At 54.5% G+C, this 21,396-nt stretch carries 17 protein-coding genes; 11 read left to right on the top strand and 6 right to left on the bottom strand.

Annotation, left to right across the window (positions count from 1 at the left end; all coding sequences use genetic code 11):
- Window position 1 precedes the first annotated feature (1 nt).
- Entirely contained in the window at window positions 2–1,054 is a 1,053-nt protein-coding gene (locus ACWAU4_RS19070) for a c-type cytochrome (protein ID WP_144226224.1), read from the top strand.
- Between the two features lie 228 nt (window positions 1,055–1,282).
- Here ACWAU4_RS19070 and ACWAU4_RS19065 read toward each other — a convergent pair whose 3' ends face one another.
- Window positions 1,283–1,678, bottom strand: coding sequence for a hypothetical protein (locus ACWAU4_RS19065; RefSeq protein ID WP_025010187.1), 396 nt, complete (start codon window positions 1,676–1,678; stop codon window positions 1,283–1,285).
- Window positions 1,679–2,323: 645 nt separating this feature from the next.
- On the opposite strand from ACWAU4_RS19065, the gene ACWAU4_RS19060 reads away from it, so the two are divergent.
- The 3 genes from ACWAU4_RS19060 (at window position 2,324) to ACWAU4_RS19050 (ending at window position 4,313) form a co-directional block, all read left to right on the top strand.
- Complete coding sequence (locus ACWAU4_RS19060) at window positions 2,324–2,704, top strand: GFA family protein (protein ID WP_208125142.1); 381 nt, start codon at window positions 2,324–2,326, stop codon at window positions 2,702–2,704.
- Entirely contained in the window at window positions 2,701–2,913 is a 213-nt protein-coding gene (locus tag ACWAU4_RS19055; RefSeq protein ID WP_081737167.1) for a cysteine-rich CWC family protein, read from the top strand. The genes ACWAU4_RS19060 and ACWAU4_RS19055 overlap by 4 nt, the downstream gene beginning before the upstream one ends.
- A gap of 62 nt (window positions 2,914–2,975) precedes the next feature.
- A complete protein-coding gene (locus ACWAU4_RS19050) occupies window positions 2,976–4,313 on the top strand; it encodes a GGDEF domain-containing protein (protein ID WP_208125141.1) in 1,338 nt (445 codons plus the stop codon).
- Window positions 4,314–4,381: 68 nt separating this feature from the next.
- On the opposite strand, the gene ACWAU4_RS19045 is transcribed toward ACWAU4_RS19050, so the two are convergent.
- The 4 genes from ACWAU4_RS19045 to uvrA form a co-directional block, all read right to left on the bottom strand.
- Window positions 4,382–6,187 (bottom strand): DEAD/DEAH box helicase, encoded by a 1,806-nt coding sequence (locus ACWAU4_RS19045; RefSeq protein WP_037475015.1) that lies wholly within the window; start codon window positions 6,185–6,187, stop codon window positions 4,382–4,384.
- A gap of 169 nt (window positions 6,188–6,356) precedes the next feature.
- A complete protein-coding gene (locus ACWAU4_RS19040; RefSeq protein WP_208125140.1) occupies window positions 6,357–7,388 on the bottom strand; it encodes a M28 family peptidase in 1,032 nt (343 codons plus the stop codon).
- Between the two features lie 73 nt (window positions 7,389–7,461).
- Window positions 7,462–7,812, bottom strand: a complete 351-nt coding sequence (locus tag ACWAU4_RS19035) for a hypothetical protein (RefSeq protein WP_129586019.1) — start codon at window positions 7,810–7,812, stop codon at window positions 7,462–7,464.
- A 7-nt stretch (window positions 7,813–7,819) separates the two neighbouring features.
- Window positions 7,820–10,642 carry an excinuclease ABC subunit UvrA gene (uvrA, locus tag ACWAU4_RS19030; RefSeq protein WP_167716905.1) on the bottom strand — a complete coding sequence of 941 codons (2,823 nt, stop codon included), beginning with the start codon at window positions 10,640–10,642 and terminating at the stop codon, window positions 7,820–7,822.
- A 221-nt stretch (window positions 10,643–10,863) separates the two neighbouring features.
- On the opposite strand from uvrA, the gene ACWAU4_RS19025 reads away from it, so the two are divergent.
- Window positions 10,864–12,231: an MFS transporter gene (locus tag ACWAU4_RS19025; RefSeq protein ID WP_208125139.1), complete on the top strand. Its 1,368-nt coding sequence runs from the start codon at window positions 10,864–10,866 to the stop codon at window positions 12,229–12,231.
- A 34-nt stretch (window positions 12,232–12,265) separates the two neighbouring features.
- Window positions 12,266–12,991 carry a single-stranded DNA-binding protein gene (ssb, locus tag ACWAU4_RS19020; RefSeq protein WP_025010183.1) on the top strand — a complete coding sequence of 242 codons (726 nt, stop codon included), beginning with the start codon at window positions 12,266–12,268 and terminating at the stop codon, window positions 12,989–12,991.
- Window positions 12,992–13,054: 63 nt separating this feature from the next.
- Here the strand turns inward: ssb and ACWAU4_RS19015 are convergent, their stop codons facing one another.
- Entirely contained in the window at window positions 13,055–14,164 is a 1,110-nt protein-coding gene (locus ACWAU4_RS19015) for an oxidoreductase (protein ID WP_025010182.1), read from the bottom strand.
- 125 nt (window positions 14,165–14,289) lie between these two features.
- Here ACWAU4_RS19015 and ACWAU4_RS19010 point away from each other — a divergent pair, with 125 nt between their 5' ends.
- The 5 genes from ACWAU4_RS19010 to fdhE all read left to right on the top strand — a co-directional run bounded on the left by ACWAU4_RS19010 (window position 14,290) and on the right by fdhE (window position 21,372).
- The gene (locus ACWAU4_RS19010; RefSeq protein WP_208125138.1) at window positions 14,290–15,204 is read left to right on the top strand and encodes a LysR family transcriptional regulator; all 915 of its coding nucleotides are present in this window, start codon (window positions 14,290–14,292) and stop codon (window positions 15,202–15,204) included.
- A gap of 674 nt (window positions 15,205–15,878) precedes the next feature.
- Window positions 15,879–18,893, top strand: a complete 3,015-nt coding sequence (fdnG, locus tag ACWAU4_RS19005) for a formate dehydrogenase-N subunit alpha (protein WP_123116983.1) — start codon at window positions 15,879–15,881, stop codon at window positions 18,891–18,893.
- A gap of 2 nt (window positions 18,894–18,895) precedes the next feature.
- Window positions 18,896–19,819 carry a formate dehydrogenase subunit beta gene (gene fdxH, locus ACWAU4_RS19000; protein ID WP_025010179.1) on the top strand — a complete coding sequence of 308 codons (924 nt, stop codon included), beginning with the start codon at window positions 18,896–18,898 and terminating at the stop codon, window positions 19,817–19,819.
- Complete coding sequence (locus ACWAU4_RS18995; protein ID WP_025010178.1) at window positions 19,816–20,457, top strand: formate dehydrogenase subunit gamma; 642 nt, start codon at window positions 19,816–19,818, stop codon at window positions 20,455–20,457. Before fdxH ends, ACWAU4_RS18995 begins: the two co-directional genes overlap by 4 nt.
- Window positions 20,458–21,372: a formate dehydrogenase accessory protein FdhE gene (gene fdhE / locus ACWAU4_RS18990; RefSeq protein WP_044735252.1), complete on the top strand. Its 915-nt coding sequence runs from the start codon at window positions 20,458–20,460 to the stop codon at window positions 21,370–21,372.
- Window positions 21,373–21,396: the final 24 nt, after the last annotated feature.

Genomic DNA, 21,396 nt, shown 5'->3' with positions numbered 1-21,396 from the left:
CATGAAAAAATCTACTCTGTTTATCATGGGTGCTGTGGCCGCAATGACAGCTCAGGCCCAGGCCGAGAATCTTCCCGATCGCCAGGCGCAATTGCCTTCTTCTCCCAAGGTGGAGGGACAGGAATATCTTATCCCCAGACCGCTGGATACCATTCCGGCCGGTGCCTTTGGTGACAAGGTGCGCAAGGGCTATCAGCTGTTCGTCAATACTCAGCAACTGCGGGATAAATACGTCGGCAATGAGCTGAACTGTGTCAACTGCCACATGGATGCCGGCCGTAAGCCCAATGCTTCTCCTATCTGGGGCGCTTACTTCGCTTATCCTGCTTATCGGAAGAAGAATGATAAGGTCAACAGCTTCGAAGAGCGTATCCAGGGCTGTTTTACCTATTCAATGAACGGCAAGGCGCCAGAGAGCGGCAGCCCTGAGTTGGTGGCCTTGTCTGCCTATGCCTATTGGCTTGGGGTAGGTGGCTTGATGGATCAATACGGCGTCAAAGGCGAAGTGCCTGAATTGGCCGATGCCGAGCTTATCAAGGGCGGCAAACGGGAAGACTTCTCTATTCCTGAAGCCATTAAGCAGCAATTGACGGTAGAGCAACGCGCCAATCTGCCGGGCCGGGGTTACCCTTCAATCCCCAAACCTGAGCAGGCCTATGACCCTGCCCGTGGTGAGCAGGTTTATCAGGCCCATTGTCAGGCATGTCATGGTGCCGATGGCCAAGGTCAGGCGATAGCAGGTGTATATGCCTTGCCACCTCTTTGGGGGCCTCAGAGCTTTAACTGGGGCGCCGGAATGCACAGGGTTAACACGGCTGCCTTCTTTATTCACGAGAATATGCCACTGGGTAAGAGTATGCAGCTAACCACTCAGCAAGCCTGGGATGTGGCTGCCTATATCAACTCCCATGAGCGTCCTCAGGATCCCCGCTTCAAAGGAAAACTCGAGGAAACCCAAGGCAAGTATCACAAGCATGCCGGTTACTATGGTAAAGAAGTAAAGGGTATCTTGCTTGGCAAAGAGGCTTATCCAGTCTTCCCCAAGAAGCAGTAAGCTCAGAGCCTTAATCTATTCAGCGCGCCTATAGGCGCGCTTTTTTATACCTGACTGCAAGGAGTAGGGATTGCGGCTCTGCTGGCTATAGACCGCCGAGGGGACAGGCATTGAATAGCCGGGAGGGCATAGAAAGAAATAGAAAGGCCGGTCTCAGGGGATGACCGGCCTTTGATACTGATGGGCTCAAGCGGAGATGAGCCCAGGCATTATGCTCTGCTTAGATGATCAGAGATTATTTTCCAGGTACTGGCGGATAGCTGTGTCGTTAAAGACACAGGCGTGGTTGCCGCCGAAACCGACTTCGAGTGCGAAAACGCCATCGCCGATACGCATGTTCTTGGCTTCTTCGGCATTGTCGTTGATGTTCTTGATATGCAGGGTCTTGATCTGCGCAACAATCTCTTCCTTGGCGTCCTGGTCGTTGGCGAGTTCTCTGAACGCGGATTTGACACGATCCAGTGCATAGGTGGGCACGTACATGATCTCTTTGGCGCTGTCGAAGCTATCCCAGTCAAAGGTTACGTCCAGGTCGGCATCCAGAATGCTCTTTATGTCCTGCTTGAACTCAACCACATACTGCTCTTCGATAGAGCGCTTCCATTGCTTTTCTTGTAAACCCATTATTTCCTTCTCTATAAGTTGAGGAGAGCGCGTACTGGCCACTCAAGCAACCGATTTACGCCCCCAAATCATATCCCTTGGTTTGTTTCCAAGGAGGTAAACCGGGGCCAGTCTACCTACTTTGTGGCATGGGATCCATAGGGTTATGACCGAAAAATGCTTCCTTAAAAATAAATTAAAAGCTCAGCTAATCAATGAGATTGGTTGTTTCGCTCCGATAGTATGCTATTTGTTCGCTATCAGAAACATTCGTTGGCACCCTCTCGGCGTTGATGACAAATCCTCGGTGCCATAGGGGCGGTAAGCCGCCTGATAGCGCTATTATCAATAGAGCAACCATTATCAACATTATCGGTTCAGGCATGGATTTGAGAACTTCAGCTTCAGGAACTCGAAGCCGAATGTTCCATTATGGCATCTGGAATAGTGGCAATTTACTGTAACAATATTGGGTGAAATGCTTACCCATTGGCAGGAGGATAAGCATAGAATGAATGCCTGAACGGAGAATTATTTAGCTTGGCAGTTCAGCTTCTGTCTATTGGCAAGGGTTTTTCCCTGGGGCAAGATGAAATAAGCCGTATGCCGTTTTGCTTGAATTTTCAGCATAAGCTTGCCCGATAAAACAGGATTACAGGGATTGTCATGACTCAGACTCACTATATTGCCCGTTGCCATTGTGGCGGGATTCGGTTGGCGCTCACTTTTCCCGAGGGAGTCAACAATGTTCGCCGTTGTGATTGCTCCATGTGTCGCCGCCGCGGCGCGCCGGTAGCCTCTGTGTCCTTGGCCAATCTCAAGCTGGTGAGCGGCGCAGAGCTGCTCAGCTGTTATCAGTTCAATACCCATGCCGCCAAACACTATTTCTGTAGTCGCTGCGGTATCTATACTCACCATCAAAGGCGCTCAAACCCACAGGAGTACGGCATTAATCTGGGGTGCATCGACGAGTTGGATCCCTTTGCCTTCAAGGATGCTCCCGTGATGGATGGCATCAATCATCCCGCTGACAGGGAGGCCTTATGACAGATAAGTCTGCCGCCCTGTGCCCCGTCTGCAGGCAAGCCAATCAATGCGCCATGGCGGCAGGTACAGATCCTGCGCTTTGCTGGTGCATGCAGGCTGACTTCAGCTACCTGGAGTTGGCGCTGCGGAATATCCCACGCCATAGCTGTATCTGTAGTCGTTGCCTGCAGGAGTTAAAGCAGGAAAAATCCACTGTTCCAAAAAGTTAGGCATGTTAACCTAGGTCAACTACAATGACCTCAGCGTAATGGGCAAGGAACTGCAAATCAGCGTGAATTCAGTGTATTTGGCGTATTTGGTCAACCTCCTCCTCTTCTCGATTCCTCCGCTGTATCTGGCAACTTTGCCGCCCATGGTGCGCAGGGTAGGTCTATATAGCTACTTGTCCATTATTCTGCTCATTGGTGGGGTATTGGGCGGCGTATACGCCTTTCCCCTGGCCGATGGCCTGACACTTTCCGGTGGCAGCATGGCTTACGGTGCCTTTATGATGACGGCCGTCATGCTATTAATCACCGAACGGCGCGAGTATGTTTTTCACTATCTGCTCAGGTTGCTGATATCGGTCAATCTATTTGTCTTTTGCGGTTTCGAGTTCCTGCTATGGGTGCTGGAAAGCCCGAGTATGGTCAATTTCAACAATCTGAACCCGGATCTGTTTCGGGTTTCGTTGTGGATGATGTTGCTGGGCGGTACCATGATAGCCCTGCAATTTCTGCTGATGATGCAGCTGTTTATCTGGCTCAAGAAATGGCTCAAGACCTTGGCCGCCGTGACCGGAGTCTACACCTTGGTGTTTATTCTGGTGCTTTGTCTCGATGGGGTAGTGTTTCCCTTGATCCTTGTCGGACTGGAGCCTGAGTTAATCGAAAAAATGATCAGTAATCTGCGCGGAAAGCTGGTGCTGGCCATCTCTTTCAGCTTGCCTTTACTGCTGTTTTATTGGCTGTTTCGCAATAATTTGCGCGCCTTTATCCGCACGCCACTCACTATGCGCAAACTCCTGTATGTGAGCCGGGATCAGCTTATCCGTGAGCTCAATGCCAGCCACTCAGAGGCCAGTCGCCTCAAGGAAGACAATGCCCAACTGGCGAAACAGTCGCAGCAGGATCATTTGACAGGCCTGTCCAATCGCCGCCATTTCGATGATAGATTCCAGTATTACTGGCTCCATAGTATGCAGGAAGGGGAGCCTTTCTCACTGGTGATCGGCGATATCGATTTTTTCAAGCGTTACAACGACAGATATGGCCATCAGCAGGGGGATCGTTGCCTGCAGCAGGTTGGTGCGTTGTGGCGGCGCTATCTCTTGTCTCATGGTGCTCTGGTCGCGGCCAGGATAGGCGGTGAGGAGTTGGCGGCGCTGTTTCCGGGTAAGAATGAAGCTCAGGTCAAACACTTGCTACAAGGGTTTATTGAGGCGCTGCTGGCGCTGGGGATTGAACATAAAGACTCTGACGCGGCCGCTGTGGTAAGTATGAGCCTGGGAGTTGCCTGCCACCTGCCAAACCAGAATCATGCCCCATCAGAGCTGTTTGCCCAGGCCGATGAGGCCCTTTATCGCGCCAAGACATTGGGGCGTAACCGGGTTGAAGCCACATCCGGCTGATGTTTTGTTGTTAACAGTGAAGCCGATACAAAAAACCACCCTTGAGGGTGGTTTTTCATTGGCGGATATCAGCCGCGGTCGTCACGACGACGGGGCTTACGATCCGGACGGCGCTCTCCAGAGTGCTTGCGAGGGCGACGAGCCGGGCGCTGTTCACCTTCGAAGCTCTGGCTGCCGGCTTCACGGATATTGATAGGTTTGCCACATACCCGTACTTTCTTCAGGTGTGCCAGTACGTCTTTAGGCATGCCGGCGGGCAGATCGACTGTGGTCAGGGTATCGAACAACTGGATCTGGCCTATGTAACGGCTGTCTATGCTGGCTTCATTGGCGATGGCACCAACGATATTGCCTACACCTACACCGTGTTCACGACCTACATCCAGCACGTAACGGCACATCTGCAGATCCGGGTTGTCCTTCAGGGAATCGGCCTTGCCGAGATCGCCGGGAACCGGACGAGAGTCACGACGGCGCGAACCACGCTCTTCCCGTGAACCACGATCGTCGCGTGAGCCGCTGCGCTCATCACGGCTGTCACGCTGACGCTCCTGGATCGGAGGCAACTGCAGCGGACGCTCCTGCTGTACCTGGTGCAGCAGTGCAGCAGCCAGAATATCTGTGTCCACTTCCAACTGCTGACACAGCTGAGCCACGGCGCCTTTCATAAAGTCCAGCTCTTCGTTGGCTATGATGGCAGCAACCTGTTCGCCCAGGCGTGACAGACGGCGCTCGGCCACAGTCTCGGGGCTTGGAACCTTCATCGGGGAAATACGGCTGTTGGTGGCACGCTCAATGGTGCGCAGCATGCGCATCTCTCTGTGGGTCACAAACAGAATAGCCATCCCGGTACGACCGGCGCGGCCGGTACGACCAATACGGTGTACATAGGCTTCGGTATCGTAAGGGATGTCATAGTTGACCACGTGACCGATACGCTCAACGTCCAAACCACGGGCGGCAACGTCGGTGGCAATCAAAATGTCCAGCTTACCGGACTTGAGTTGATCCACGGCGCGCTCACGGGCCTGTTGGTTCATATCACCGTGCAGTGGTGATGAGGCGTAACCGCGGGCTTCCAGCTTTTCGGCCAGTTCCACACAGGAGTTACGGGTACGCACAAAGATGATGATACCTTCGGTGTTTTCCACTTCGAGCACACGTACCAGGGCTTCCAGTTTGTTGTGCTGAGACACCTGTACAAAACGCTGCTCGATGGAGTCGACTGTGGTGTGGCTGGCGGCAATGCTGATGGTGGCAGGGTTGTTCAGGTGCTTGTTGGCAACCCGCTTGATCTGCTCAGGCATGGTGGCAGAGAACAGTGCCAGCTGACGCTCGGCCGGAGTATGATCCAAGATCCACTCGATATCGTCAATAAAGCCCATTTTCAGCATTTCATCGGCTTCATCCAGCACCAGAGCCTTGAGGCTGTCGAGCTTGAGGGTGCCACGGCGCATATGGTCCATGACCCGGCCTGGAGTACCAACAACTACCTGAGGGCCGCGACGCAGCGCCTGCAACTGTTGGTGCATGCTTTGACCGCCATAGATAGGCAGTACGTGGAAACCTTTCATGAATTTGGCATAGCTTGAGAAAGCTTCAGCTACCTGTACCGCCAGTTCGCGGGTTGGTGCCAGCACCAGAATTTGCGGTGCGTTGAGGTTATGATCTGTTGCATTAAGCAGAGGCAGAGCGAAGGCGCCGGTTTTACCCGTACCTGTCTGTGCCTGGCCGAGAATATCCTGGCCCGCCATCAGGGGGGCGATACTCGCAGCTTGAATTGGGGTCGGGTTCTCGTAGCCGAGCTCATCTAGAGCACGCAGCAACGCCTCGGAGAGGCCGAGTTCTCGGAAAGTTTTTTCACTGGATGACATGGGTTGTAGCCTTGTGGACGCGTCTGGATGACGCAGAAAGTTTCACAGACAGAAAATCAACCCCGTGTCGATTTCCCGCACCGAAAACGCCAGATTATAACAGCGAAATCTGCTTCTTTCCACGGCTAAAGGAATTTTTATGGCAAATTTAAAGCAAATAGTAGGCCAACTATCGGTTTTGTAACTGCTTAGTTGGCAGTCGCAGCAACTGTTCCGCCGCCTCGGCCACGGCGCCGATGAAAGGATAATCCAGTCTGTCTGCCGTGTCGTCACGGGTATGGTACTGGGCGTGGGCGGGAACGCCGAAATAGAGCCAGGGGATCCCAGCCTGGTGGAAGGAATAATGATCCGAGGCCCTGAGCCAATCGGTACGCTGCACGCTGCGACCAATAGGGCGCGGATGACTGGGGCGAATGCACAGCCCAGTGCCGGCCATCAGATAGGCGCTGAAGTCATCATAGTGGCGGAAATAGCGGCTGCCTTCGAGGTAGATGGCATAAGGAAGCCCGGGCCTGCCTATCATGTCCAGATTGACCGCCAGCGAGATGTGCTCGGCAAAACCGCTCTGTTGTAATGCGCTCACCAAGGCCTTGCTGCCATAGAGTCCCGGCTCTTCGGCGTCACTGGCAATAAACAGCAGGTTGTAGCGACTGGGCGCTTGTTTGACTCTCTGGGCGATGGCCAACAAGGCCGCCACGCCAGAGGCGTTGTCGTCGGCACCCGGATAAAAGCCCGGGCCGCGATCGCCCAGATGATCATAGTGGGCAATCAGCAGGCGCCACTCAGTGGTCGGCTGGGCTGCCGGCAGCCAGCCCAGCAGGTTGATGCCCCGAGCGTCGGCAAAGCCATCGACATAGTTGAATGAGTGTTGAAAGCCGCTCAGAGTCTCGGCCAGGGGCGGAAATACCGAAGTGGGTGGCTGCAGGCCGATTTGTTCAAAGCGCTCCGTGAGGTACTCACGGCTGAACGACGCCCCTTGGGTGCCGCTGCGCCGACCTTGCAGCCTGGGCGAGGCCAGCACTTCGACATCCTGTTGCAACTGCTTCGTCTCGGCCCAGCTCAGCAGAATCTCACCGCCGCAGCGTTCGGGCGAGCTGCTGCAACCGGCAGCAAGCGCCGGCAATATCAATAGGAGTGCCCACAGCGGGGGAGGGATAGAGAGTCCCCACATCTGCGGGCGGATAAAGAGTGTCATCGGCATCCTGCCTCCGGCAACGGCAATCAACTCAAGCTATGTTGCAGTTTATACCATTCCCCAAGACGGGTTTGCCTGCTTATTTGGCGAGTTGTGCCATGCCGCCCTGATAGCCGGGCGGTGGGGTGTTGCCACCGCGGCTGGCGGAAGGTGTCTCAGTTTCCGCTCGGCCCTTGAGCTTGAACACCTCAATACCCGACACCAAATGACGCTTGGCGCCTATGGTGACCAGAGTCGCCGGGGGCAAGGCACTGGGTTCAACCAGCGCCGTGCGGCCATCGGGCAGGGCAACTGTAGTGCCGTCCGGGCCGGAATGCACTACTTCACCCAAATAGCGTTTGCAGTTACCCACCAAGGGATCAAAAGCCGCCAGCAATAAACCCGCCATACAGATAACCAGGGCTAATAACAGCAGTCTGTTGCCTGTCACAGTCACCTCACAGCATAGGTTTAAGGAAGCGGGCGGTATGGGACTCTGGATGCTCGGCTACCTGCTCCGGGGTGCCGGCCACCAGAATGGTACCGCCACCCGAACCGCCTTCCGGCCCCAGATCCACTATCCAGTCAGCGGTTTTGATCACATCCAGATTGTGTTCAATCACCACTATGGTGTTGCCCTGGGACTTGAGCCTGTGCAGTACATCCAGCAGCAGCTGGATATCGGCAAAGTGCAGCCCTGTGGTGGGTTCATCCAGAATATAGAGGGTCTTGCCGGTATCCCGCTTCGACAGCTCTTTAGCCAGTTTGACCCGCTGAGCCTCGCCGCCGGAAAGGGTCGTGGCGCTCTGGCCCAAACGTATATAAGACAGACCAACATCCATCAGGGTTTGCAGTTTACGGGCAATGGCCGGCACCGCATCGAAGAACACACGGGCTTCCTCGACCGTCATCTGCAGCACTTCGTGAATGTTCTTGCCCTTGTACTTCACTTCCAGCGTTTCACGGTTGTAGCGCTTGCCCTTACAGACATCGCAAGGCACGTACACATCCGGCAGGAAGTGCATCTCTACCTTAATAAGGCCGTCACCCTGACAGGCCTCACAGCGGCCGCCCTTGACGTTGAAGGAGAAACGCCCCGGCTGATAGCCGCGGGTACGGGATTCCTGAGTCGCCGAAAATAGCTCGCGGATCGGGGTAAATATGCCGGTATAGGTGGCCGGGTTGGAGCGCGGCGTGCGGCCGATGGGGCTCTGATCTATATCTACCACCTTGTCGCATAGCTCCATGCCCTCGATACGCTCATAGGGCGCCGGCTCTTCGGCGGTGGCGCCGTTGAGCATGCGATGGGCAATCTTGAAGAAGGTGTCGTTGATCAGGGTGGATTTACCCGAGCCCGATACCCCGGTGACACAGGTCAGCAGCCCGACAGGGATCTCCAGATCCACCTGCTTGAGGTTGTTGCCACTGGCACCGAACAGTTTGATCATCTTGCCGGGATCGCAGGGCACCCGACCTCCGGCCACAGTGATCTTTCTCTTGCCGGACATATATTGGCCGGTGACAGACTCTTCACAGGCCATGATGGCGTTGATGTCACCGTCACAGATCACTTCACCGCCATGAACCCCGGCACCGGGGCCGATATCGATAATATGATCCGCCATGCGAATGGCGTCTTCATCGTGTTCGACCACTATCACAGTGTTGCCCAAATCCCGCAGGTGAGTGAGGGTGTTGAGCAGGCGCTCGTTGTCGCGCTGATGCAAACCAATCGAAGGCTCATCGAGTACATACATCACCCCAACCAGACCGGCGCCGATTTGGCTGGCCAGGCGGATCCGCTGCGCCTCGCCACCTGAAAGGGTTTCTGCCGAACGAGACAAACTCAGGTAGTTGAGGCCGACATTGACCAAGAAACCCAGGCGATCGCCCACTTCCTTGAGGATCTTCTCGGCTATCTGTGCCTTTTGCCCCTCAAAGCCCAGGGTGGCGAAGTAGTCGCTGGCCTCGCCAATGGACCAGGTGGTCAACTCCGGCAGGTTGATATTGCCGATAAACACGTTGCGGGCCTCTTCGCGCAGGCGTGAGCCGCCACAGCTGGAACAGGCCTGGTTGCTGATATATTTGGCCAGTTCTTCCCGCACCGAGTTGGACTCTGTCTCCCGGTAGCGTCTGTCCATGTTGTTGAGGATCCCCTCGAATGGATGGTTGCGAACCACTACATCGCCGCGGTCGTTGATATAACGGAAGGCGACATTCTCTTTGCCTGAGCCATAGAGCACTATCTTCTTCACTTTGGCGGGGAGATCGCCAAAGGGTGTTTCCACATCGAAGCCGTAGTGCTCGGCCAGTGAGGTGAGCATCTGGAAATAGTAGAAGTTGCGTCTGTCCCAGCCACGAATGGCGCCGCCGGCCAGCGACAGCTCGTCGTTGGTGATCACCCGATCGGGATCGAAAAACTGTTGCACCCCGAGGCCGTCACAGGTCGGGCAGGCACCCGCGGGGTTGTTGAAAGAAAACAGCCTGGGTTCCAACTCGGCCATGGAGTAACCACAGTGAGGGCAGGCGAAGTTGGCGGAGAACAGCAACTCTTCATTGCTGCCTTCCTCCATGCTGGCCACAGTGGCCACACCGCCGGAAAGCTCCAGTGCGGTTTCGAAAGATTCCGCCAGCCGCTGCTGCAGATCCTCGCGCACCTTGAAGCGATCAACCACCACATCGATATTGTGTTTTACGTGCAGATCCAGCGCCGGAGGGTCGGACAGATCGCACACCTCGCCATCGATACGGGCGCGAATATAGCCCTGGGCCGCCAGGTTCTCCAGTAATTTGACATGCTCACCCTTGCGGCCCTGCACTACGGGAGCCAACAGCATCAGGCGCTCGCCTTCGGGGCGTTCCAGCACCTTGTCTACCATCTGGCTGACGGTTTGTGCCGCCAGCGGCTGGCCGTGAACCGGGCAACGAGGCTCACCCACACGGGCAAACAGTAATCTGAGATAGTCGTAGATTTCGGTAATGGTTCCCACGGTAGAACGGGGGTTGTGGGAAGTGGACTTCTGTTCAATCGAGATCGCCGGGCTCAGGCCTTCGATATGATCCACATCCGGTTTTTCCATCAGGCTCAAAAATTGGCGGGCATAGGCCGACAGGGATTCCACATAGCGCCGCTGACCTTCGGCGTAGAGGGTATCGAAGGCGAGAGAAGATTTACCCGAACCAGATAAGCCTGTAATAACAATGAGTTTGTCTCGGGGAATGGTCAGATTGATGTTCTTGAGATTGTGGGTTCTGGCACCGCGAATGTCTATCTTGTCCATCAGTCTCTACTTTGGCTAATCACTGGAGAAAAAGAGCACAAGTATCACATATTTTGCGCTGTGCCGATAGCGGCGGCGCATTTGTCCTACTGACACCATACTGTCAGTAGCAAGCCTTCAGCCGTGGGCTGAGGGCGACTTGGGTTTTTCTCTTTGAGCTGTTCAAAACCTTCGTGGTAACATGCGCTCCCTTAAAAAATTCTTAATCCAGGGCAAAAACTATGGCCAACGGTGGACTTTCCGGCACAGAAAGAAAAGTCGCGTTCTCATTAGCCAGTGTATTTGGGCTGCGCATGATGGGCTTGTTCATGATCATGCCTGTCTTCGCGCTCTATGGACAAGATCTCAAAGGCTTCTCACCTCTGTGGGTGGGTATTGCCATCGGCGCCTATGGTCTGACTCAAGCGATACTGCAGATCCCCATGGGGATACTGTCAGACAGAATTGGCCGCAAGCCGGTGATCCTCGGCGGCCTGTTGGTGTTTGCCCTCGGCAGTGTCCTGGCGGCTATGTCCGACAGCATTTACGGCGTTGTCGCCGGCCGCGCCTTGCAGGGTATGGGTGCCATCGCCGCCGCTGTGCTGGCATTGGCGGCAGATCTCACCCGGGATGAGCAACGCACCAAGGTGATGGCCATCATAGGCATGTGCATAGGTTTTTCCTTTGCCTTGTCGCTGCTGGTGGGGCCTGTGGTGGCGCAGCATCTTGGGCTATCGGGCTTGTTTGCCCTGACTGCGGGCCTGGCGCTGCTGGGTATGCTGATAGTGCAACTGCTGGTGCCCAACCCTGTGGCCCATGCGCCCAAGGGCGATACCATGGCGGAACCGGGCAAGCTGAAAAATATGCTTAAAGATCCGCAGTTGTTTCGCCTCGATGCCGGTATTTTTATTCTACATTTGGTGCTGACGGCGGTATTCGTGGCATTGCCGCTGGACTTGGTGGACGCAGGTCTTGTTAAAGAAAAGCACTGGATGCTGTATTTTCCGGCCTTTGTCGGCGCCTTCTTTTTGATGGTGCCGCTGATCATCATCGGCGTGAAGCGCAACAATACCAAGGGGATGTTTCAGTTTGCTTTGTTGATCATGCTGGCCTCTTTGCTGGCGATGGCGCTGTTTTCCCATACTCTTTGGGTGCTGGCGGTAGCCATAGTGGCCTTCTTTACCGGCTTTAACTACTTGGAAGCCTCGCTGCCCAGCCTGATCGCCAAGTTTTGTCCCGTAGGCGCCAAGGGTTCGGCCATGGGGGTGTATTCCACCAGTCAGTTTCTCGGTGCCTTCTGTGGCGGTTTGCTCGGTGGTGGTGCCTATCAAATCATGGGCGCTGCCGGGGTATTTACCGTGGCGGTCGTGCTGTTGATTATCTGGCTGGCATTGACCTTGGGAATGAAAAATCCAGTGCTGCTCAAGAGTTACACTCTGGAGGCCCAGGTGAACGGCCGCGAGCATGCGCAGAAGATGGCCGCCGAGCTGTCTGCGCTGCAAGGGGTTGCCGAAGCCATAGTGGTTTTGGAAGAAAAAGTCGCCTACCTCAAGGTGAACGATCAATTCGATTTAAGACAAGCCAGAGCTGTGTTAGGCTCTGTCAATTAAGCTAAGTATTACGTGAAAATCGCAGGAGATTTCGATGGCCAGTCGTGGTGTTAATAAGGTAATTCTGGTGGGCAATCTGGGACAGGACCCAGAGGTGCGCTACATGCCAAACGGCAACGCCGTAGCGAATATCACAGTGGCCACCAGTGAGTCATGGAAGGACCAACAGGGCCAACAGCAAGAGCGTACCGAGTGGCACAGGGTTGTCATGTTCGGCAAGCTGGCTGAAATTGCCGGTGAATATCTGCGCAAAGGCTCGCAAGTGTATCTGGAAGGCAAGCTGCAGACCCGCAAATGGAAAGATCAGAGCGGTCAGGACAAGTACACCACTGAAGTGGTTGTCGATATGGGCGGCACCATGCAGATGCTGGGTGGCCGTAACCAAAATCAAGGTGGTATGAGCCAAGGCGGCAATCAGGGTGGTATGAACCAAGGTGGTATGAACCAAAGCCAAGGTAGTTACGGTGGTGGTCAGGCACAGTCTCAATCTCAATACAATGCGCCACAGCAGTCCGGCGGCTATCAGCCCAAGCCTGCCCAGCAACCGCAGCAGCCACAACAGCCACAACAGCAGTACAACGCGCCGCAGCAGCAAAGCTATGGTCAGCAGCAGAACTCAGGTTATGCGCCCAAGCCACAGCAGCCAGCGCCGCAACAACAGGCAGCTCCGCAACAGCGGCCGGCACCACAGCCTCAGCCACAACAGCAGAACTACACGCCGGATCTGGATGACGGCTGGGATGATGATATCCCGTTCTGATATCGGCACTTGTGCTTGATACCGCAAAAAGCCACTGCAACTGCAGTGGCTTTTTTGTTGGAGTTAGTTTTTCCTGGCTTGTTCTGTCAGTGCCGGTATCTTCACCAAATATTCCAGCGCCTGCTCGGTGAAGCCCAGCTTTAATAGATGCTCACGGCTGAATGGCGCTTGCTTAAGAGGTGCTCCGGAAAGACTGCGCTTGAGCCAATCCGGGTTGCCTATGGCCGCAGAGCCGATGGCAACCAGTTCGGCACCCAGGTTGAATGCCCGTTCGGCGGTATGGATATCTGTGATAGCTCCGGCAAACATTAACGGAACATGGCCATGATAGCCTTGGCGAATCTGTGTCAGCAACGGGCCTGCCTGTTTGTCTTCATTGGCTTGTTTGAAGCTGTTCCCCATGGAAAAGTGCAAATAGTCGAGCGCCTCTTCGGCCAGTAGGTTGGCGACTTCCAATTGGTTGGCCAGGCGGATGCCGCTCACATTGGCGTAGCTCTCGGGAGACAGGCGTACACCAATCAAAAATGAGCGCGGCAGACGCTGCCGGATACCGCGAATAATATCTATGATGATCCTGGCGCGATTGCGGCTGCTGCCGCCCCAAATATCCTCGCGCCGATTCACCTCTGGGTTAAGAAAATTACACAGCAGGAAATGGTGGGCGGCATGCAGTTCCACACCGTGCAGTCCCGCGGCATAAGCCCGCTCGGCAGAGTTGATAAAAGCTTGAATAAGCTGCCGGATTTCCTCATCCTGCAGCTGTGCTACCCCACTTGGATATCTTGTTCCCTGTGCTATTGCTGAGGGGCCTTTGGGGCCTTCTGCGTTCAACTCGGGGAGGGCCCGCAGGCCGCCATGGTGCAGCTGCACCAACACCTTGGCTTGGTTGGCTTCGGCAGAGCTGGCCACGGGGAGCCAGGATTGCTGCTGCGCCTCAGTCATCAGGGCCGGTTGTCCAGACCAGCAACGTCCACCGGGCAAAACCTGGGTGGCAGGGGTTATCAGCATGCCAAAGCCCCCTTGGATACAGAGCTGCAGCCACTGCAACTCGGCTTGGGATGGGTCGCCATTGGCTGCGCTCATATTGTGGGTCAATGGCGCCAATACCGCACGGTTTTTAAGGCTCACGCCGGCGTTGCCAAAGAGGAACTCGTGTTTCAGTGAAGCTGACATCTCACTTTTCCTTTTGTGTCCAATCTATGCCTCTACTGTACATCTGTCGCTATGGGAAATAATCTGTCATTCAGGAAATGTATTCGCTCCTGGTGGGAATGAATTGGCACTTGAGGGGAACAACAATGGATCATCATAAGCTGGACAACCTTTATCTGATGCGGCTTTTTACCCTGATTGTCCGTCTGGGTTCCTTTGCGGCCGCCGCCCGCCAGCTACAAATCACTGCCGGTAAAGTTTCCAAGGATATTCACTTTCTGGAACAGCGACTGCAAACCCGGTTGTTGCACCGCACAACTCGCAGCCTGACGTTGACCGATGACGGTGAGCTGTATTTTCAACAGGCCGAGCGGATCCTCGAGCTCAATGAGCAGCTGCTCGATAGCCTCCGTCGGCGCAGGCATGAACTGGCCGGCGAACTGAGGATTACTGCCCCGGAACTCTGGGGCGAGCTGGTGTTGACTCCCGTGCTGCTCGGCTTCAAGGCCAGGCATCCGCAGGTAAGCATAGTGGCCGAGTTTTCCAATCGAGCGGTAGACCTGCTGCAAGATGGGTTTCATATCGCTTTTCGCAGCACCCAGCTCTCGTCAGAGCCCTATATTGCCAGGGAACTGGGGCAGGACGAGTCGGTTCTCTGCGCTGCACCGGCTTACTTGGCATCACGCCTTGCTCCGGCTCAACCCGGCGACTTGTTGCAGCATGAGTTGGTCACTTTGGCGCAGGGAAACAGCCGAAATGAACTTTGGTGTTTTGAACATTCCGCAGGCCAACAGCAGCTTGAGGTTCGGGGCTCTTTGGTGTTCAACAACAAGAAAGCTATCCATGCCGCGGTTTGTCATGGGTTTGGTATAGCCAGATTGCCCAGGTATCTGGCCGAGCCCAGTCTGAAACAGGGAAAGCTGCAAACCGTATTGCCCGAATACAGGCTCAAGAGCGCCACTTTTTATGCGCTCTATACGCAGCGCCGCCGAGAGTCGGCACTGATCCGGGCCTTTATTGATGCGGTAGAACAGGCTCTGTCATTGCAAGCGCTCGCTTGATATGAAGCTGGCGGGAATTTATCGCGGCATCTTTCGCCCGAAAAGTTCCCTCTGGCCCCATAGCCGTGGGATATTTTTCAGCTGAAATTGGCAATCTTTACATTTGTAATCTGTTTGTGCCCTGCCTTGGTGGTGGGCGTTTTTCGGGCAGTGGGTCAATTTGACTTGATGACGGTTATTCTGTTTCCCCGGCTGTCCATTGCAGATAGTGTGAAAGTGTTACTGATGTAATACTTTGTTTTATCTGTTATATTCCTGCGTTCTGTTATTTCCCCTTGTGCTTGTTGCCGGCTTTTTTAGCGCAACCCTTTTCTATTTCCCGTCGATTGAGCCTCAGTTAATGGTGCTTTATCCTGCCTTTTTCGCTGTTGGGACAAAATTTACCTATATGTTTGGACAAAATGTCTTTCAGTGTATTTTTTGTTCATTTTGGTTTTATAAACTGCTTTTTGTTTGTTTGTTGGCTTTTTATTCTGGCTGGTTTTGTTTTTGTGGTTCAATTTGTCATAGCTATTCCTTTGTGATCTCTGTCTCGTGTCATTATTTGTTATCCTGAGTTTCTTTAAGGATAATCTTACACAGAGTGTGGTCTTTGGTTCGACTGCACTTGGCAGGTCGCAGCCAAGGGCTGCGACCCCAATCAAAACTCATAACGACAAGAGTGTGAGGACGCTATGAACAGACGTCAGTTTTTCAAACTGTGCGCTGCCGGGGCGGCAACTTCAGCCATATCTGCGCTGGGGTTGTTGTCCGAGAAGGCTTATGCCGCAGTTCGGGAATTCAAACTACTCAGAGCTAAAGAGACCCGCAACAACTGCCCGTATTGCTCGGTGGGTTGTGGCTTGCTTATGTATAGCCAAGGCAGCGGTGGCAAAAACTCTGAACATGCCATTTTTCATATTGAAGGTGATGCCGATCATCCGGTAAACCGCGGGGCGCTCTGCCCTAAAGGCGCAGGCCTGGTGGACTATGTTAACAGTCCGCACCGTCTGCAGTACCCTGAGTATCGCGCTCCGGGCACCAATGAATGGAAGCGCATCAGCTGGGGCGAAGCTTACAAGCGTATTGCCCGTTTGATGAAAGACGACCGTGATGCCAACCTGATTGAGAAAAACGCCGATGGCGTTACAGTCAACCGTTGGTTGACCACAGGGATGATGACCTCATCCGGTATGGCGAACGAGAGTGGTCTTGCGACTCAGAAGTTTGCTCGTTCTCTCGGCCTAGTCGCCATCGATACCATTGCACGTAACTGACACTCCCCAACGGTAGCAAGTCTTGCTCCAACATTTGGGCGCGGTGCCATGACCAACCATTGGATCGACATCAAGAACTCTAATGTAGTGATAATTATGGGCGGTAATGCTGCAGAAGCGCACCCTGTCGGTTTCGGCTGGGTCACAGAAGCTATGCAACATAACAATGCCAAATTGATTGTGGTTGACCCTCGCTTCAACCGTAGTGCCGCTTTGGCCGATCACTATGCTCCTATCCGCTCAGGCACAGATATTGCCTTCTTGCTGGGTGTGATCCGCTATCTGATCTCCACCAACCAGATCAACTTCGACTATGTGAAGGCCTATACCAACGCCAGCTATCTGGTGCGGGAAGACTTTGAATTCCACGAAGGTCTGTTCTCCGGTTTCGATGAAGAGAAGGGCGACTACAACAAAGAATCCTGGTTCTATCAACTCGACGAAGACGGCTATGCCAAGGTGGATGAATCCCTTGAGCACCCACGTTGTGTGTGGAACCTGCTGAAAGAGCACGTAGAACGTTACGACTTTGCCACTGTCAGCAACATCACAGGGACGCCGGTAGATGACTACCAGGTGGTCTGTGAGGCGATTGGCAGCACTTATACCAAAGACAGGGTTGCGACCTTTATGTATGCCCTGGGTTGGACTCACCATAGTAAGGGTGCGCAGAACATTCGCACCATGGCCATGGTGCAGTTGCTGCTGGGCAATATTGGTCAGTTGGGTGGTGGGGTTAACGCCTTGCGTGGTCACGCCAACGTTCAGGGCTCAACCGATATGGGTCTGCTGGCGCAGAGTCTGCCTGGCTACGTTAAACTGCCCAACGACAATGAACCCACTTTGGCCGCTCACCTAGCAGCGCATACGCCCAAGCCTTTGCGTCCGGGTCAAACCAACTACTGGCAAAACTATCCCAAGTTCTATGTCTCTTTGCTGAAAGCGTTCTGGGGCGATAACGCGACCCCTGAAAACGACTTCGGTTACGACTGGTTGCCGAAATGGGATCAGATGTATGACTTTGGCCGCTACCTCGACATGATGTATCGCGGTCAGATCAACGGTTGTATCGTGCAAGGGGTTAACGCGATTAACTCTATGCCCAACCGTAACAAGAACCTCAAGGCGCTGAGCAAGCTCAAGTACTTGGTCGTGCTGGACAACTTGTCATCTGAAACCGCAACCTTCTGGCAAAACGAACCCGGCTTCAACGAAGTCGATACCGCCAGTATCCAAACGGAAGTGTTCCGTCTGCCCACAACCTGTTTTGCCGAGGAAGAAGGTTCCATCGTCAACTCGGGTCGCTGGATGCAGTGGCACTATAAAGGCGCCAATGCTCCCGGCGAAGCCATGGCCGACTCGGAAATCGTTGCCGGCATCTTGCTGGAGCTGAAAAAGCTGTATCGCGAAGAGGGCGGTAAACTGCCTGAGCCTGTGGCTGCGGTTAACTGGGAATACACAGATGCCCATAACCCGAGCTCTGTTGAGCTGACCAAAGAGTTGAACGGATACGATGTTAACACCGGCCGTCAACTGAGCAGCTTTACTGAACTCAAGGCCGATGGCAGCACCGCCTGTGCCTGTTGGATCTATGCCGGTTCCTGGACCGAGCAAGGCAACCAGATGGCACGCCGCGACAACCACGATCCGTCAGGTAAAGGTATTACCCCTGGATGGGCATTTGCTTGGCCTGCCAACCGTCGGGTGCTCTACAACCGTGCCTCTTGTGATGTCAACGGTAAGCCATGGGATCCAAACCGCACCATAGTCGAGTGGAAAGATGGCAAGTGGGAAGGCATAGACGTGCCTGACTTCAACGCCAAGCTCAATCCACAGGACAGTGCACACCCATTCATCATGCAGCCGGAAGGGGCGGGCCGTTTGTTCGCGCTGAAACTGCTGAAAGAAGGGCCGTTCCCTGAACACTATGAGCCGGTGGAATCACCAATCGGTACCAACCCGTTGCATCCGAAAGTGGTGCACAGCCCAGTGCTGCGTTGGTTTGAGGGTGTGAAAGAAACCATAGGTACCAAAGAGGAGTTCCCATACGCCTGTACCACTTACTCGCTCACAGAACACTTTAACTTCTGGACGACTCACTGCCGTTTGGCGGCGATATCCATGCCAGAGACCTTTGTGGAAATGAACGAGCAGTTGGCGGCAGAAAAAGGCATCAAGAATGGCGACTGGGTGAAAGTGAGCTCCAAGCGTGGCCACATTCTTACCAAAGCCTTGGTGACCAAGCGTTTGCGTCCACTGCAGGTCAATGGTCAAACGGTACACACTCTGGGTATTCCACGTCACGGTAGCCATAACGCCCTCACCAAGAAGGCTTATAGCTGTAACGTGCTGACTACCGAAATGGGTGATGCCAACACGGGTGTTCCTGAGTACAAAGCGTTCCTGGTGAACGTTGAGAAGGCGGAGGTCTGATAATGGCAACACAAGATATTATTCGACGCTCCGGCACCTCAGCGGCAACGCCGGCATCGCAAACTCGGATTGGTGACGTCAAGCAGGTCGCAAAACTGTTTGATGCGACCAAGTGTAACGGCTGTAAGGCCTGTCAGGTGGCGTGCTCCGAATGGAACGATCTGCGCGAAGAAGTGGGCAGTTTCGAGGGAAGTTATCAAAACCCGATGAAACTCTCAGGCCAGGTCTGGACCCTGATGGAGTACAACGAGGTGATGGACGAGCGCAATAAGCTGCGCTGGCAGTTCACTCACTCTGCTTGTATGCACTGTGCCGATCCCGCCTGTCTCAAGGCGTGTTCGACCGCAGGCGCCATTGTGCAGCATGTCAATGGGGTGGTGGACTTCGATTCAGACAAGTGTATCGGTTGCGGTTATTGCGCCAGCGCTTGTCCGTTCGATATCCCCAAAATCGATCCCAAGGACAACAAGGCCTACAAGTGCACCATGTGTTCCGACCGTCTGGCGGTCGGGCTGGAGCCTTCCTGTGTCAAGACCTGTACTACAGGCGCGCTGCGTTTCGGTACCCGTGAAGACATGTTGTTCTATGCCGATAAGCGGGTGGCCGAACTCAAGGAACGCGGCTTTGCCAAGGCCGGGCTTTACAACCCTGAGGGTGTGGGTGGCACAGGGATGATGATGATATTGCACGATGTCACTCAGCCTGAAAGCTACAACATGCCGGAAGATCCGCAGATCCCACTGTCTGTCACTCTGTGGCAGGACTGGGTCAAGCCTCTGGGTACAGTTGGGATCCTGGCAACAGCCGCTGTGGCTTGTCTGCACAAGATCACCGTTGGCCGCAACATAGTCGAAGAGGATCAACCCGGTTATCAGCCGCCTGAAGAAGATCAGCAAGCGGCTCAGAAAGAGGAGGACGGCAAATGAGCGAGCATCACAAGCAAGAGATGATAGTGCGTCATAAGCTGTTCGACCGTATCTGCCACTGGTTTATTGTGGCGGCAGGTTTAGTCACTTTCCTGACCGGTTTTTCGTTCTTTTATCCTTCCTTCCAGTGGATGGGGGCTATTGCAGGCACGCCTCAATTGGCGCGCTTTATCCACCCCATTGCCGGGTTGTTTATGTGTCTGCCGCTGATGCTGATGTTGGTGCGTTACTACCATCACAACAAGTGGGAGAAGAACGACCTGAAATGGATGCTGGCCATCAAGGACGTGATGTTTGAGAACGAGGACAAGATCCCGCCTATCGGCCATTACAACCCTGGGCAAAAGGTGCTGTTCCGTGCGTTTGTGGTGACATCTATCGTACTGACTGTCACCGGCTTCATTATGTGGCAGCCCTATTTTGCACCTTACTTCTCAGCCACTACTGTGGGCTGGGCCATTCTGCTGCACGCCGTCTGTGCTCTCATCATGTTGATTTTCGTGATGGTGCACTTCTGGATGGCGACCTGGGTAGAAGGTTCGGTCGCGGGCATGCTCTACGGCAAGGTCTCCAAGGCCTGGTGCCGTAAGCACCACCCCAGAATGCTGGAAGAAGATTCGGAAGCGGAGAAACATTAAATGAGTCATACAGCCGAGATACCCCTGGCCCCCGGCAGCGAGTCGCCGCTGGAGCTCAAACCACTGAAAGCCGCCGACCCTGCCAGCGTCTATCTGCGCAGAGCCAAGCGTTTGGAAGTGTTGGCCAAGGACTCGCCGCTGGCTGATTACCTGGAGCTGTGTCGCCGTTTGGTCGCTGTACAGGCCAAACTGGCGGCGAAGGAAGACTTCGGTCTTCCTCCAGCCTGGGACAAGTCCGAGGGGCAGCCCCTCACCGACTTGGGTCCCAGCGCCGACAGTTACTGGCAGAGCTTGCTGCAGCAGTTGCTCAGTGAACTCCTGCCGCAGGTGGATGAGTCGGTCGCCCGGGTGCTGCGTCTTTTGATGCAACAGGCACCCGAGCAATTGAGTGCCTGGGGGCAGGCGCTGCGTCAGGGCAACCTGAGTGCAGTGCCCGCCAGGTTCAGTCTGTTTCTGTGGGCCGCTATGGGGCTTTATTGGTCTCATTGGGCGCCGGCAGTTATTCAGCGCATGGATCAGCGCAGGGTCGAACAGCAGAGCCTGTGTCCGGTCTGTGGCAGCCATCCGGTTGCCAGCGTGATAGTCGATGAACCCAGAGCCGGTTTGCGTTATCTGCATTGCAGCCTGTGTGAGAGCGAGTGGCACTACATACGTGCCCACTGCACTTGTTGCGGGCATGACAAGGAGATGAACCTCTGGTCTCTGGACGACTATCAGGCCAATGTTCGCATCGAAAGCTGCGAGGCTTGTCATGGTTATACCAAGATGATGTTCCTCGAAAAGGCGCCGCTGATGGATGTGGCCGCCGATGATTTGGCGACCCTGATGCTCGACAGTCAGCTCAATGAGAAAGGCTATGGTGCTACCACAGTCAATCCCTTGTTGCTGGCCCACGAGACAGAAGACAGCGAGTAACCAAGCCAGTAAGAAAGCCGGGAG

Source organism: Shewanella sp. FeAMO, from assembly GCF_053653955.1.
Note: the sequence above shows the minus strand (reverse complement) of the source record. Positions and strands in the feature narration are given on the sequence as shown.